This is a genomic window from Lactobacillus sp. UMNPBX17, assembly GCF_002553735.1.
GTDB lineage: Bacteria > Bacillota > Bacilli > Lactobacillales > Lactobacillaceae > Lactobacillus > Lactobacillus gallinarum.
In genome coordinates this window covers 1-14,569 of sequence record NZ_PCYT01000041.1, presented here as the reverse complement: position 1 = coordinate 14,569, position 14,569 = coordinate 1, and the positions used below count along the sequence as shown (strand labels likewise).

General features: G+C 37.0%; 12 protein-coding genes. 3 read left to right on the top strand and 9 right to left on the bottom strand.

Annotation, left to right across the window (positions count from 1 at the left end; all coding sequences use genetic code 11):
- Positions 1-242 precede the first annotated feature (242 nt).
- Positions 243-656, bottom strand: a complete 414-nt coding sequence (locus CP368_RS07065) for a peptide deformylase (RefSeq protein WP_087176806.1) — start codon at positions 654-656, stop codon at positions 243-245.
- Positions 657-945: 289 nt separating this feature from the next.
- On the opposite strand from CP368_RS07065, the gene CP368_RS07060 reads away from it, so the two are divergent.
- Entirely contained in the window at positions 946-1,956 is a 1,011-nt protein-coding gene (locus CP368_RS07060) for a serine hydrolase (RefSeq protein WP_162607015.1), read from the top strand.
- Positions 1,957-1,997: 41 nt separating this feature from the next.
- Here the strand turns inward: CP368_RS07060 and CP368_RS07055 are convergent, their stop codons facing one another.
- The 4 genes from CP368_RS07055 to CP368_RS07040 all read right to left on the bottom strand — a co-directional run bounded on the left by CP368_RS07055 (position 1,998) and on the right by CP368_RS07040 (position 8,528).
- Positions 1,998-4,829 (bottom strand): DUF3427 domain-containing protein, encoded by a 2,832-nt coding sequence (locus tag CP368_RS07055; protein WP_098045905.1) that lies wholly within the window; start codon positions 4,827-4,829, stop codon positions 1,998-2,000.
- Positions 4,830-4,895: 66 nt separating this feature from the next.
- Positions 4,896-6,329 (bottom strand): amino acid permease, encoded by a 1,434-nt coding sequence (locus CP368_RS07050; RefSeq protein ID WP_098045904.1) that lies wholly within the window; start codon positions 6,327-6,329, stop codon positions 4,896-4,898.
- A gap of 55 nt (positions 6,330-6,384) precedes the next feature.
- Positions 6,385-7,212, bottom strand: a complete 828-nt coding sequence (locus CP368_RS07045; RefSeq protein WP_098045903.1) for an exodeoxyribonuclease III — start codon at positions 7,210-7,212, stop codon at positions 6,385-6,387.
- Positions 7,213-7,685: 473 nt separating this feature from the next.
- Positions 7,686-8,528 (bottom strand): fructosamine kinase family protein, encoded by an 843-nt coding sequence (locus tag CP368_RS07040; protein WP_098036904.1) that lies wholly within the window; start codon positions 8,526-8,528, stop codon positions 7,686-7,688.
- A gap of 126 nt (positions 8,529-8,654) precedes the next feature.
- Here CP368_RS07040 and CP368_RS07035 point away from each other — a divergent pair, with 126 nt between their 5' ends.
- Complete coding sequence (locus CP368_RS07035; RefSeq protein WP_025006113.1) at positions 8,655-9,668, top strand: D-2-hydroxyacid dehydrogenase; 1,014 nt, start codon at positions 8,655-8,657, stop codon at positions 9,666-9,668.
- Between the two features lie 58 nt (positions 9,669-9,726).
- On the opposite strand, the gene CP368_RS10980 is transcribed toward CP368_RS07035, so the two are convergent.
- From CP368_RS10980 to CP368_RS07020, 4 genes are all read right to left on the bottom strand, one after another.
- A complete protein-coding gene (locus CP368_RS10980) occupies positions 9,727-9,858 on the bottom strand; it encodes a hypothetical protein (RefSeq protein ID WP_255404983.1) in 132 nt (43 codons plus the stop codon).
- The gene (locus CP368_RS07030) at positions 9,852-10,673 is read right to left on the bottom strand and encodes a Cof-type HAD-IIB family hydrolase (RefSeq protein WP_087176801.1); all 822 of its coding nucleotides are present in this window, start codon (positions 10,671-10,673) and stop codon (positions 9,852-9,854) included. Before CP368_RS07030 ends, CP368_RS10980 begins: the two co-directional genes overlap by 7 nt.
- A 125-nt stretch (positions 10,674-10,798) precedes the next feature.
- Positions 10,799-12,721, bottom strand: coding sequence for a translation factor GTPase family protein (locus tag CP368_RS07025; protein WP_098045902.1), 1,923 nt, complete (start codon positions 12,719-12,721; stop codon positions 10,799-10,801).
- 210 nt (positions 12,722-12,931) lie between these two features.
- The gene (locus CP368_RS07020) at positions 12,932-13,789 is read right to left on the bottom strand and encodes an aldo/keto reductase (protein ID WP_098045901.1); all 858 of its coding nucleotides are present in this window, start codon (positions 13,787-13,789) and stop codon (positions 12,932-12,934) included.
- 112 nt (positions 13,790-13,901) lie between these two features.
- Between CP368_RS07020 and CP368_RS07015 the strand changes: the two genes are divergently transcribed.
- Positions 13,902-14,429 (top strand): CorA family divalent cation transporter, encoded by a 528-nt coding sequence (locus tag CP368_RS07015; RefSeq protein WP_233185827.1) that lies wholly within the window; start codon positions 13,902-13,904, stop codon positions 14,427-14,429.
- The last annotated feature ends 140 nt before the right edge of the window (positions 14,430-14,569 follow it).

Below are 14,569 nucleotides of genomic sequence, written 5' to 3'. Positions count from 1 at the left end.
ACCAGACGGCTTTTATATTTTATCAAATCTCAAATCCTTTGTCAAGAACTTTTTTGATTTATTTTTCGTCGCCTCGGCTCTCGCCTGACGACATTTAAATATATTACTCGTTTTGCTTTAACTTTGCAAGTCTTTTTTTCAAAAACTTTTTTTAAAGCTCTCGAGCTCTTCGTCATCTCTCAAGACGACTTTATTAATTTACCCTACTTTCTCTTTTTTGGCAAGTTATTTTTTCAACTTTTTTAAATTAAAATTCCATTGCAATGATCTATCTCATGTTGAATAGTTTCTGCAATAAATTCCGAAAAATCTTGCGTTACTTCTTCAAGATTAAGATTCTGATAAGTAACGGTTATATTCTTATAGCGAATTGCCTGACGTTGACCGCTTAAAGATAAGCATTCCTCTTCAGTCGTATACTTACCATTCTTCTTAATAATTTTAGGATTAATCATCACGAAAGGTAAACTTCCAATATAGAAAGCAATAATTCTTTTAGGTTTGCCAATCATATTTGCGGCTAAGCCAGCTGCTTTGCTTCTATTTGCTAAAAGCGTATCACGCAAATCCAGCGCCGTATTCAGATCTTCTTTGCTTGCTAATGTCGATTTTTGACTTAAAAATACTTGATCATGAATGATCTTTTTTACTGCCATAACTTTTCCTTTCCAAATTTATTCAATATAGAATATTAACAAATTATTGCCATTTAACCAAAATAAACTGAAGCATAATATGATTGAAATGTTTTCTTTATTATTTTGAACTTGTATAGGGCAAAGATCGCGCTAAAATGTAAGTTAGACACTTTAAAGGGAGGCCTTCAAAATTTTTAAACAAATACTCACCGGATTAGCAGTTGCCGCTCTATTTTCTACTGCTACACCAACAATTATTTCTTCAAACACAGATAAGGTGCAAGCGAGCAGCTATTCTAGAAGTGCAATGCGTAGCTACGTACGAAACACTCTAGCTCAAAGCAACAGTCGAGGAAGCACAGTTATTATAAAAAATGGTAAACCTCAACAAATCAGCTATGGTTGGGCTTGGTATGGCAAAAGAATAGGCAACGGTAATGATAGCGTAGTCTATCCGACTGCCTCTTTACAAAAAGTAGTGACTGCTGCCATGGTTGTTCAATTAATGAACGAAAAATGGCATACAAGTGAACGTTTTAGTCAAAACACTAAGATCTCACGTTGGTATCCTGAGCTAAAAAACGCCGACAATATTACACTAGGTCAACTAATGACCCACACTTCTGGAATTAACGCTGTAAATACGGAAGCTGATCGCGGGACCGACTATTCAGAAGATGATGCAGTTAAATGGGCAATTGATAATGCTAATTCCACTGATTCAGGTACTCCTGGCACTTATTTCTACAACAATACAAATTACATCCTATTAGCGGGTATTATCAAAAAGGTTAGTGGTCAATCATATGAAACTAATTTTAATAATCGTATTGTTAACAAATTAGGATTAGCAAATACCTATCTTTACCAAAATATTCCTAGCTGGAAAACTGATCCCATCTCATACATTTGGAATGTCAAAAATTATCAAGATCCTGAATATATAACTAAAACACAGGCTTCCCAACTTGTAGGTGCGGCCAACATGTTTACTACCCCAATGGATTATTACAAAATTCAAGTTGGCCTATCCAATGGTGCAATTTTAAATAAATCAGACTTCTATTACCTTACTCACTTAAGAAGCAGGGTTAATAACTATTCCGGTGGTATTTATCTTGATAACAACGACACCATAAAATCGGCATACGGAAATCTTGGTGGTACCCACTTTGGTATTTGGTTCCAAATGACGACTGATAATCGCAATGGTTTAATTATGTTCCTAAATCAAACTGCGGGTGACGAAAATGCTCAAAAACAAGTCGGATATCAAATTTTGAATCATATTAAACCATATACATTTATCGCAGGATAAAACAAAAAGACTTTTCCTAAAATTTGGAAAAGTCTTTTTTATTATTCAAATAAAAGTTCTGACATACTCGTTTTTAACGGCCGCTTCAACAATAAATTCATCCCTACGGCAGGCTTCTTTTTTGGTCCTAATAATTCTTCCTTAACCGAATCAGATTGAATTTGTGCCTCACCTAAATAGAAGAACTGCTTGCCATCGGCATCGCTTCTTTTAACAAAAACATGGATATGCATGTCTGGTGTCTTCAACAATCGCTGCACTTCTTCTGAATCCAAATGTCGTGGCACTCTTGTATACCAACGTAAGCTACGTCCATTTTCTAAAGTATTGTGATATAAAGCATTCCGCTTTTCTTGATCATCTTTTCGATAAGTAATAAAAATCGGCGTATCATGATCACCTACACGATAACCATACATCGGTGCAGAAACATCCCGAGGCCAATTCAATAATCTGCAAGCATCTTTTCGATCATATTGTTGGTATAAAGTAAATTGCTTTTGCTGGTCATAATTAGTACTTAATAGCAAACCTGTTTCAATTGCATCTTTAAACAGATCTTTGAACCATTTATTTTGAGTTAAAGCATTTAATAATTCCTGATTTAATTCATAATCAAACAAACTGCTATGAACTACCACGGGTTGATCACCATATTGCGCCTTCTTAGTAGTTTTACCTTGCTTAACATCAAAAAAATCAAGCGATAATATATCGTCTATCGAATTCAAAACTGCTTTATTTACATAGATTTCCTTTTTGCGTAATTCTGAGACAAAGTCTTCCTGGTTGACCTGTTTCTGCTTCAATAGCATCTGCAACAAAATTAGTTCATGAGAGCGCTTGCCATTCAAAAGCTCTTTAGTTAAAAAACTTAGAACTGCATTTTCATAATTATTTAGCTTTACTGCTTCACCCATTTTAATTAAAAATGCGGCGTAATTATCAAGTCCGCGATTATTAGCAAAAACCATTGGCGAAACTGAACCATATTGAGCAAAATCATGCAATAAAGGAATGCGACCCAATTTATTCTTCAAGCTTTGATAACTCTGCCGCAATTCCCGCATATTGTCTAACTTTATTTGATCTAGTGAAGCTAAAATCTTTTCAGATGCAACTTTACTAAAGTTAATCGTAGAAACATCAATAAAGTGAGGTAACCGCGCCTCTCTTTTGGCTTGATCCTTATCGCGACTTGTATCGTGATTAAGGGCAATTGGAATCATGTAATTATTCTTATAATTACCGATAAAATCCAGAACTGTCACGAATTCTTTACCAGGATATTTTCTTAATCCTCGACCTAATTGCTGGATAAAAACAATACTTGATTCAGTATTGCGCAGCATAATGATTTGGTTCAAAGCAGGAATATCAATCCCCTCGTTAAATAAGTCTACTGCCACGATATATTCAATTTCACCAGCAACTAATTTTTGCACAATTTTATTACGGGTACTTTCGCTGTCTTCATTGGTTAAAGCGACAGCAGGATGGTCTTTCTCTGAGAAAAGGTCAGCTAATTCGCGTGCTTCCTCTTTTCTACTGCAAAAAACGAGTCCCTTGGCTTGATCGCCGCAATAGCCATAATAATCAATTTCTTTCAAAACATAATTTACGCGATCTTCTGATACTAAATAGCGTAAATCAGTTGTTTCATCAATTGATTGGCCGTTTAACTCATAATCTTGTACACCGACATAATGAAATGGCGTCAGCATCTTATCTTCTAATGCATCCCGCAACCGAATATCGTAGGCCAAATTATAATCGAAAATTTGATACACATTTTGTTCATCGGTTCGTTCAGGCGTAGCCGTCATACCTAATAAAAATTGCGGCTTAAAATACTGCAAAATCTTTTGATAGCTTGGTGCAGCTGCTCTATGCGCTTCGTCGATTAAAATATAATCGAATTCATTTGGATCAAAGCTTTTTAGCATATCCGGTTGAGATAAAGTTTGAATCGTCGCAAATAAATATTTTTTATTCTTATCATGCTTATTTCCATTGAGCAAGCCATAATCCTGCTTTTTTCCACCAATTACATGATAAAAACTTGCAAGCGACTTTTTAGCGATTTGCTCGCGGTGCACAACATATAAAAATCTTTTCGGTTTAAAATCCTTAACCGCAAAAGCACCTAAATACGTTTTCCCTGTACCTGTCGCCGAAACAACGAGGCCTCTTTTTTCGCCATTATCTACTAGGCCCTGTAAATTTCTGAGCGCTGCTTGCTGCATCTTATTAGGGACAATTTTTGTTTTTGATTTGGTTAGATGCGCAACCGGTGCGGGCTGCCAGTTATTCTTATAATCAGCTAGCCATTGAGCGTTAAGATCAAAACTATTATCTTCCAATCTAGAAATTTTCTGCGCTAATTGTTTAGTTAAATCGGCTTGATTGCGCGAGCTAGCTTTTAATGCCCATTCATAATTGCTAAGCATGGCTGAACGGGTAAAATTAGCACTACCAATTACAAGTGTTTGATAATCTTCGTGTTCAAATAAATAGCCCTTAACATGAAAACCCGCCTCATCCGCAATTTTCACTTTTAAGTTAGGAATTTTTGCCAACTCTTCAAATACGCGTGGGTTATTGAAATTTAAATAATTGCTAGTAATTATTGTTCCGCCCACGCCTTTAGCTGCTAAATCAGCTAAAACGACTTTTAATGGTACGAGCATATCCTGCGTAATAAAGGCTACAGTCCAAGTAAAACTTTGACAGTGATATAATTCCTCTCGCAAAGTTAGCCATATTTTTTCATCTTGCTCATTCGCTAAAAGTTTGGGACTAAAAAAATTATTCCCTAAAATCTTTTCATCATAAAAACCATTTAAGATTGCATCCCGCATCACATTCGACATTTTTTCACCTCATTTGGTCTAATTCTACTAAAAAAGCATCCGTTTTTTAAAACGAATGCTTTTCATTTATTGTTTTTGCCATTTTTCATGCCAGTGATAAAGAACTAACGGCAAAATTGAAACGATCGCGCACATGCCAATTAATGTCCAGACATAGATTCCACGTAATCCTGCTGCAGTTCCTTGAGCAGGTACAAAAGTAACAAAGAATGCGACAACTGTGATAATCAAAGCCAAAATTGCAATACTCAATTTTGGATTCTTGCTCATGTAGTACATGCGGTGATAATCTTCATGTTTTTTCTTCAAAACCATGTAGGCTATTAACATGATCATATATACCATCAAATATTGTGCTGTTGTTGCGGCTAATGAAACATTAAACGCAAAGTCAGCATCGGTACCACTGGTAAAGGTAATCAGCAATGCTGAAATAGTAACGATTGCTGATTGCAAAATCATAATTCTAATTGGAACGCCATGCTTAGTTGTTTTAGCGAAAAACTTAGGCATGTAGCCTTCTTTAGCAGCTTCGTACATTCCCTGGTTAGGACCAGAGATCCAGTTACCAAGCTCGCCGATAATACCACAAGCTAGCATTACGCCAACAATCTTTTGCAATAAATCTCCTGGCAATCCGATAGAAGTCAACAGTTTGCCATAGGTATAAACGAAACCTGTGCTGTTTTGGATTTCACTTTTAGGAACAGTCATTCCAATTGCCATACTTCCCAAAAGGTCAAAGCAAATTGCAGTTGCAGCCAGAGCCAACATTACTTTTGAATAAGATTTTGGATGATCTAAGTTCTTAACGTGTGGTGCAGAAGCTTCTCCCCCACAGAAGGCAAGCATAAATGGTACAAAAGCTACTAATGTAGTGCCATTTAAATGATGTGGAACTATCGTATGCCAATTAATCACCATATGAACTGGATGACCTTGTGCCAAGTATACAAAGAATGAAATAATCAATAAAATTACCGGAAGCGCAATTCCTAAAATGAATAGCCATTCCGCAATTCGTCCGATTTTTCTAATCCCAATAACTTGAATTGCGGTTGCACCCCATAAAATGATCATCATTAAGATAAAACGCACAATTGGCGTGGTGTTAAACCAAGGAGTTCCAAAAGCAATCGACAATGCACCAATAATCACGTACATCATCGTGTCCATCCCCACAGTAATGTGAATCCATTGGTAAAACATTGCGGTCCAACCCATTTTGTCTCCTAAAGAGCCTTTAACCCAGGTAAAGATGCCACCTTTTTCCCAACCATCAATTGAAGCCATTTCACCGGCCATTTGAGTAATTGGAATAAACCATGCAATTCCAGCAATCAATAGATAAAATAATGCCGTAGCACCAGTTTTACCAAATGGGGCTAGTTCGTCCACGGAAATAACCATCGAACTAGTCATTGCAAACAGCTTAAAAGCTGTTAGACGATTGTACTTTAGATCTTGCTCTAAAGCCCAATCTTCTTTCTCGTTATTCAAAAAATTTCAACCCTTATTTTAATTTAAAATTCATTATACTAGTATTTTCGGTAATTTAAAGATTTATTTCTAGCAAAATTGGACAGTGGTCTGCACGTTTGCCCGTATCAATCATCTCTGAGCGAACTACTTTATCCGCAATTTGGTTGCTTACTAACCAGTAATCAATTCTCCAGCCTGAGTTATTAGCTTTGGCCGTTCTAACTCTTTGAGCCCACCAAGAATAAACTCCTTCAACGTTGCCATTAACTTTTCTAAATGTATCGGTAAAACCAGCATCGAGTAAATTAGTAAAATCTGCTCTTTCTTCATCAGTAAAGCCGGCAGAATGATGATTATTTTCGGGATGCTTCAAGTCAATTTCGGTGTGAGCACAGTTATAGTCCCCACTTGCTAAAACCGGCTTTTCTTCATTTAACTTTTTCAAATATTCAATATATTTTTGATCCCAGATTTGACGATCAGCTAAACGTTTTAAGCCATTACCTGAATTTGGCGTATAAACTTGAGTAACAAAATATTTATCAAATTCTAAAGTGATTATTCGTCCTTCTTCATCCATTGGTTCAGGTGCACCAATTGCTGGTTTAGAAACTGCTGGAGTTAATCCCTTTTTGTACAAATACATTGTTCCTGCATAGCCTTTTCGAGCGGGCTCTTCAGATGAACGCCAAACATAATCGTATTCTGGAAACTTTTCTGCTAATGCAGCTTGGTGCTTTTTAGTTGGGCCAGTTGCGCGCAGTTTAGTTTCTTGAATTGCAATAATATCTGGATTTAAAGCATGAATCTTATCTAAAACTTCACGCGTCTCTTCTGCTCTAGCTGAAATTCCAGTTAATGCCGCATTCAATGAATCAATATTCCATGAAATTAAAATCATTATTTTTCCCCTTTAAAAATATTTCAAAACTAATTATAGCCAAAAAAAGAAAAAGGATTAGCTTAGATGACTTTTCTAAACTAATCCTTTTAAGGGAGTTGTGTTGAATGAGAATAACGAGATTTTTTACATTAGCCTACTCATCACTAATGTTGCGAAAATGATTTATCAAGATTAACAAAACGTTCAACGCTAGAGATACTGCAGGGGAGCCTGATTCCTCACTTTCGCAAAAAGGGGATGGACTTTTTATCAATCTTCACTTTTATGGTTGCACAGGGGACAACCAGTAAAAGCAATACCCAATGTATGAATCAATATATGTCCAATAGGATGTATTAATAAGGAATTAGAAGATTTGTTACCTTCTTGCAACTTATCTCTATATTTGTTGCGTTGTATTTTTGTTATGAGTATATAATATCAGCAGGCTGACATAGCGTCACTATTTATTTTTTCTCTTAATAAATTCTTTAGAAATTGCTCAAAATATAATCAACTTCTCCTCCATATTCTTCACCAAATAAATCTAAATGCATGCAAAGATAATAGAAGCGATACCAGTTAAGACGCCGTTCTAGGTCTGGTTTTAAAGGATAAATTTCATTGTATGCTGCATAAAATTCATCATTGAAGCCGCCGAAAACTGTCGTCATCGCTAAATCAAATTCACGATCTGCATACACGGCATCTGGATCAATTAGATAGGGCTTTTCTTTTGCAAACATCACGTTGCCCCACCACAAGTCGCCATGACACAAGCTGGGCTGAACTTCATTTTTTGCATAATAATCTTTAAAAGCAGCTACCATTTTTTGAAAATGTTTTTCACGATAATCATTCCAGCGACCCACTTTTTTGGCATATTCAACTTCGGGCATCAAGCGTTGATTAACGTAAAAATCTATCCAACTGGAATTCCAATGATTGTCTTTTTTCAAAATTCGAGTTCGATAAGTATCGCCAAAACCAAATTGCTCATGATGATACTGATGCATTTTTGCGACCATTTTTCCGAGATCAGCTTGATTGCCGCTGGTCCTGTCCAGCCAGTTTAAAAGTAAATATGCATCCCCTTCAATTTGACCACTAGCTAAAACTTGTAAAGTGTTTATCCCAGCTTTAGCCATTTCATTTAGTCCTCTTTTTTCATGATCAAAAAAGGAAGCAGGCTTCTTCGGCTGCACCTTCATGAAATAAGTTCTACTAGCAGTTTTAATTCTAAAAGCTTCATTCATGTCGCCGCCATGCACAGATTCACACGAAATAATTTTCTCTATTGGCAATTGACTAAGCCATTTTTGATTTAACTTCATGATTATTTACCTCTTCTTTCATTATAGATTTTTCTCAAAAAAATTAGATCTTTTGTGTTTTGTTGAGCAAAGTGAAGTGTATAATGAGGAATGGTTATACTAATAAATTTTACGGAGGTTGAATTTATGACAAAGATTTTTGCTTACGCTATTCGTAAAGACGAAGAACCATTCTTGAACGAATGGAAGGAAGCTCACAAGGATATCGATGTTGATTACACTGATAAGCTTTTGACTCCTGAAACTGCAAAGCTTGCTAAGGGTGCAGATGGTGTTGTTGTTTACCAACAATTAGACTACACTGCAGATACTCTTCAAGCATTGGCAGATGCTGGCGTAACTAAGATGTCATTACGTAACGTTGGTGTCGACAACATTGACATGGACAAGGCTAAAGAACTTGGCTTTGAAATTACTAATGTTCCAGTTTACTCACCAGACGCTATTGCTGAACATGCTGCTATTCAAGCTGCACGTGTATTACGTCAAGACAAGCGCATGGACGAAAAGATGGCTAAACGTGATTTGCGTTGGGCACCAACTATCGGCCGTGAAGTTCGTGACCAAGTTGTCGGTGTTGTTGGTACTGGTCACATTGGTCAAGTATTTATGAGAATTATGGAAGGTTTCGGCGCAAAGGTTATTGCTTACGATATCTTCAAGAACCCAGAACTTGAAAAGAAGGGTTACTACGTTGACTCACTTGACGATTTGTACAAGCAAGCTGATGTAATTTCACTTCACGTACCAGATGTACCAGCTAACGTTCACATGATCAACGACAAGTCAATCGCAGAAATGAAAGACGGCGTTGTAATTGTAAACTGCTCACGTGGTCCACTTGTTGACACTGATGCTGTAATTCGTGGTTTGGACTCAGGCAAGATCTTCGGCTTCGTTATGGATACTTACGAAGGCGAAGTTGGTGTATTTAACAAGGATTGGGAAGGTAAAGAATTCCCAGACAAGCGTTTGGCAGACTTAATTGATCGTCCAAACGTATTGGTAACTCCACACACTGCCTTCTACACCACTCACGCTGTACGCAACATGGTTGTTAAGGCATTTGACAACAACTTGAAGTTAATCAACGGCGAAAAGCCAGATTCTCCAGTTGCTTTGGACAAGAACAAGTTTTAATTAGATAATTAAGACCAAAAAAGCTTGAGCGTTTTGCTCAAGCTTTTTTCTATGCTTTTTAATGATTTTGACGATAAACAGTTTCATGAAAGCGTGGATGCCTACTTCCCTTCGGGCCATCAATTACTATTTTTGAATCATTAATCAAATGATCTAGTAATTGCCAAAAACGTACATTATCTTCTAACATTCAATCTCCAAATACTTAGCTAAAACCTTCAGCACACCATTATCATCATTCGATGGTGCTTCATATTTCGCTACCGCCTTGGTCTTTTCATTGGCATTCTTCATTGCGTAACTATAACCGCATGCTTCCAGCATCCCAATATCGTTTTCACCATCGCCAAACGCAATCAAATCTTTTTGAACAATACCATAGTGCTTAAGCATATCTGCAACGCCCTTAGCCTTGTTAATGCCCTTGTGCACTAAGTCAATCGTCATATTGCCACTGCTAGTACCACGAATATAATCACCATATTTTTCATTAAAGCGATTCTGAATCACAGTAGCTAGTTCATCATCATCAGTCAAACAAACCTTTAGAATAGCGTCACTTGGATCGATATCTGTAAATTGATCTATCTCCATTACCTTACGATAATAAATGCGAATATCATCTTTATCTGCTTGATCCATGCTCTTCAAAATATAGCAGTGGTGTTGTGCACTAACCATAATGATGGCTTCAGGATACTCAGTCTGAATGAATTTCAATAATTTTTGCGCAATATCATAATCAATTGCCGTTCTCTTAAATACTTTGCCATCTGCCTCTAAGATCGCACCATTTTCAGAAACATAATCGATCCCAGTAGTAAATTCTTCAAAATATTCATGTGAACGAATTAATTGATTACCCGTTGCTGAAATAAATGGAATGTTATTTGCTTGTAATTTTTTTAGGATTTTGCCAAATAGTTCGTGATCAAAAGTCTTTTTTTCTGTTAAAAATGTTCCGTCCATATCAACTGCTACGGCTTTAAAAGGAATTGTAGTCATTAATATCAACCTTTCTATCATAGTTTTATCTTACTATGTAAGCGGTTATCTTTCATTATTTACAGGGCAAAATGAAATTTCTTTCACAGGTAATCATATATTTCAGTTTACGCAAGAATTTTTCTCTAATCTAATGGGTAACTATAAGGATAATGTGCGGTCTGCGGCACTTGATCCCAGGTTACTGTATGCCCTGCTCCATGAGAACAAAATACAGAGTTTGGTGTATTTTCTAAATCAGACACAGGATCATAGTCTTTCGCTGCAATTATTTCATCCGCATTATGACATGGCAAATATCCTTTGACTACGCATTCAAATATTCCCTGACCATGAGTATAGCTATGCACTTCAGTCGCATAATCTCGCATCTCACTAACTGGTGCAGATCCATTAATAATCGTTCGATTTTCATTATTTTCAGGCGTATCGAACTTACCATGCATCCGCTGAATATCATTCAAAGCACGGCCCACTTGATCCTGCTCAACCTCTAAATGAAAATCATACCAAGGCTCAAGCAGCTGCAGCTCATTTCTAACTTTCAACTCCATCAAACCCTGACGAATGGCGCGATACGTCGCCTCTCTAAAGTCACCACCGACTGAGTGCACTAGACTGCCCTTCCCACCGATCAAGGTAATTTTCATATCTGTAATTGGCGAGCCGGTTAAAACACCTAAATGTTCCTTAGACTTTAATGCTGTCATGATTTGGTGCTGCCAATTTTTAGTTAGAACTTCCAAATCACACTTATTTTCAAAAATAATGCCACTGTTTTCGGAACCTGGTTCAAGGAGTAGGTGAACTTCCGCGTAATGGCGCAATGGTTCAAAGTGTCCGACAGCTTCGATCGGTTTAGTAATTGTTTCTTTATATAAAATATTGCCTTGTTCAAAGCTGATTGCTAAACTAAATCGCTCCTGCAAAAGCTGCTCTAATATTTCTAACTGGATTTCTCCCATTACTTGGACATGGATCTCTTGTAAATGTTCTGACCAAGTTACATGTAATTGCGGATTTTCATCTTCTAAAACTTTCAACGCCTTTAAACATTCAGGAATGTCATGCTCACCAGGATTTACCCGATATGTCAAAACAGGCTTAAAGAACGCGTGCGTATCTGCCGTGCCAATTCCTTCACCGGGATAAGTATCTTTTAGACCAGTAGCTGCTACAACATCCCCGGCCGTTGCTTCAGGCACCACATTGAACTTGGCGCCGTTATAGTTGCGTAATTGGTTGATTTTCTCATCACCCAGCATGCTTTTAGCTTTTAAGCTGCCACCTAAAACCCGCAACCATGATAGACGCTCACCTTTTTGATCATGGGAAATCTTGAAACATCTTGCCTTAAAGTCTGAACCAAATGCCTTTTCTTTCGTCCATTGATCTAAGCCAGCTAAAAATTCAGGAATGCCAGTAAGCTTTAATGCTGAACCAAAGAACACAGGGAATACCTGTCTTTGTAAAACCAATTTCTGAATATCAGCCACTTCAATTGCCTGTCCATCTAAATATTTTTCCAGCAAGTCGTCATCAACTGCAGCGATATTTTCATAAAAATCATCATCGATCTTATTAAAATCAATGCATCCCTGATCAAGATTCTCTTGAATATCAGCTAAAACCTGCTTGAGATCAATACCCGCAATATCAGTTTTATTAACAAAAATAAAGGTCGGCACGTTATAACGCTGGAGCAGTCGCCATAACGCCTTAGTGTAACTAACTACACCATCTGTAGCTGAGACCACTAAGATGGAATAATCTAGTACGCCAAGCGTCTCCTCAGTCTGCGCCGCAAAGTCAACGTGCCCTGGGGTATCCAATAAAGTAACATCTAAATCTTTAGTCGTCAGTTTAGCAGCATGTAAAAAAATCGTAATGCCGCGCTTTTTCTCAAGCGAATTAGTATCTAAAAACGCATCTCCATTATCTACTCGGCCCAAATTGCGCAAGTTTCCTGCTGTATAAAGCAGAGCCTCTGATAACGTAGTTTTACCCGCGTCAACGTGAGCTAATATTCCCATTGTAATTTTCTTCATTTTTTCACCTTAAACAAAAAAGCCCTGCAATAGCAGAGCCACACGTCGACGTACAGTAACCAGCTGTATACACGTCAATTTATAATCTTTATTTTCGTCGTACCTCCAAAGTACGTGAAAAAACTGCTTAAGTTTCTTTTAGATCTTCTAAAGAACTACTTTAAGTAGCAAAACTGGTCGTCCTCTGGGCGGCTTTTTTAATTAATTTCATTAAAAATCAACTTGATCAGGATCGTTAGCCAACTTGCTTGCTCCACGCAAATCATCTAACTTGGCCATGTCTTCTGGACTAATTTCAAAATCAAATACATCTGCATTAGCTGCAATATATTTAGGGTGAACTGACTTAGGCAATGGCAAAAATCCATGTTGCAGCGACCAACGAATTAACACTTGGGCTGGAGACTTACCATAATGTTCAGCAACTTCACCTACTGTTTCATTACCAAGCAAACCACCTGTACCTAATGGACTGTAAGCTTCATTAAGCATATTGTATTCCTTGCTTGCTGCAGTAACTTCCGGTTGCAAATCGCTTGGGTTCAAGTAGTTCTGGTTAACAACTGGCTTAATTTTTGCTGTCTTCATCAATTCATCCAAGTGATGCTTTCTAAAGTTAGACACACCAATTGCACGAATCTTACCAGCTTGGACAGCTTCTTCCATCGCTTGCCAGCTTTCGGCATTTAACTCTGCCCAATGATCACGCATGTTAGCAGGATTTGGCCAATGAATTAAATACATATCTAAGTAATCCAGACCAAGCTTTTCTAAACTAGTGTCGATTGCTTTCTTTGTCTTGTCATAGCCGTGATCCGCGTTCCACAACTTAGTAGTAACAAATAAATCATGACGATTAACGCCGCTCTTCTTAATTGCTTCGCCAACACTTTCTTCATTGCCATAAGCTGCAGCGGTATCAATATGACGGTAGCCAGCGTTCAATGCGGCTAAAACTGATTCCTTGGCTACTTCACCACTTGGAGTTTGCCAAGTACCGAAGCCGATTACGGGAATCTTAACGCCATTGTTCAAAGTATAAGTATCTGTAATTAAATGTAATTCCATATATGTTTTTCCTTAATTTTTTCTAAAAAAGTTTGCTTTCAAGCTAATCTTATCTGTCTATAACTACTCACATGATAATCTTAAACTAAATAATCAATGTGAGGTGAATAATATGCCTGAAAAATCTTTCTTAATTTTGAAAAGCAACTTAACTGCTTCCGATATTAAACAATTAACCAGCCAATGGAATTTAGATTCTGCTATTTTTGCTAATTTATTTAGTCAGCTTGATCATATCAACCAAAAACTAAATGCTGTCAAAAGAAAAATAGATTATTTAGATTCCGTTGCACGTGAAACAACTAAAACTAAAGAACTTAAAAAAGTTACTGACTTAACTAGAGAACTAGTCTACCTCAAACACACATTAGATGATCAAACAGAAAGCTTACGCTCTTTTGGTGAATATCTAAAAAAGAATCAACTTGCTTCCTCTGCCGACATTGCCAGTTTAATGACTAAACAAGCGCAACTGACTAAGATGATCCATGTTTATACGGATCTATTGAATTCAATCAGTGGCTTATTCACCGCCATGATGGACAGCCATTTGAATCACTTAGTGAAATATCTGAATTCCGTTGCTTTAATCATTGCTATTCCGACTTTAATCAGCGGTATCTGGGGCATGAATATTTGACAATTATTTGGGCAATTATTCTAAAGAAAAAGAAGTACAACGATTAGTATGAAGTGAGACCTAAAAGTGAGACACTTTTAGGTCTTTTACTATGTCTAAATTTAATAAAGAACAAAAAATAGAAATTTATCGTAAATGGA

What these genes read in the sequence shown, in the direction of transcription:
- CP368_RS07065 (WP_087176806.1), bottom strand. Translation starts at nt 656, where the DNA reads ATGGCAGTAAAAAAGATCATTCATGATCAAGTATTTTTAAGTCAAAAA.
- CP368_RS07060 (WP_162607015.1), top strand. Translation starts at nt 946, where the DNA reads ATGCGTAGCTACGTACGAAACACTCTAGCTCAAAGCAACAGTCGAGGA.
- CP368_RS07055 (WP_098045905.1), bottom strand. Translation starts at nt 4,829, where the DNA reads ATGTCGAATGTGATGCGGGATGCAATCTTAAATGGTTTTTATGATGAA.
- CP368_RS07045 (WP_098045903.1), bottom strand. Translation starts at nt 7,212, where the DNA reads ATGATTTTAATTTCATGGAATATTGATTCATTGAATGCGGCATTAACT.
- CP368_RS07040 (WP_098036904.1), bottom strand. Translation starts at nt 8,528, where the DNA reads ATGAAGTTAAATCAAAAATGGCTTAGTCAATTGCCAATAGAGAAAATT.
- CP368_RS07035 (WP_025006113.1), top strand. Translation starts at nt 8,655, where the DNA reads ATGACAAAGATTTTTGCTTACGCTATTCGTAAAGACGAAGAACCATTC.
- CP368_RS10980 (WP_255404983.1), bottom strand. Translation starts at nt 9,858, where the DNA reads ATGTTAGAAGATAATGTACGTTTTTGGCAATTACTAGATCATTTGATT.
- CP368_RS07030 (WP_087176801.1), bottom strand. Translation starts at nt 10,673, where the DNA reads ATGACTACAATTCCTTTTAAAGCCGTAGCAGTTGATATGGACGGAACA.
- CP368_RS07025 (WP_098045902.1), bottom strand. Translation starts at nt 12,721, where the DNA reads ATGAAGAAAATTACAATGGGAATATTAGCTCACGTTGACGCGGGTAAA.
- CP368_RS07020 (WP_098045901.1), bottom strand. Translation starts at nt 13,789, where the DNA reads ATGGAATTACATTTAATTACAGATACTTATACTTTGAACAATGGCGTT.
- CP368_RS07015 (WP_233185827.1), top strand. Translation starts at nt 13,902, where the DNA reads ATGCCTGAAAAATCTTTCTTAATTTTGAAAAGCAACTTAACTGCTTCC.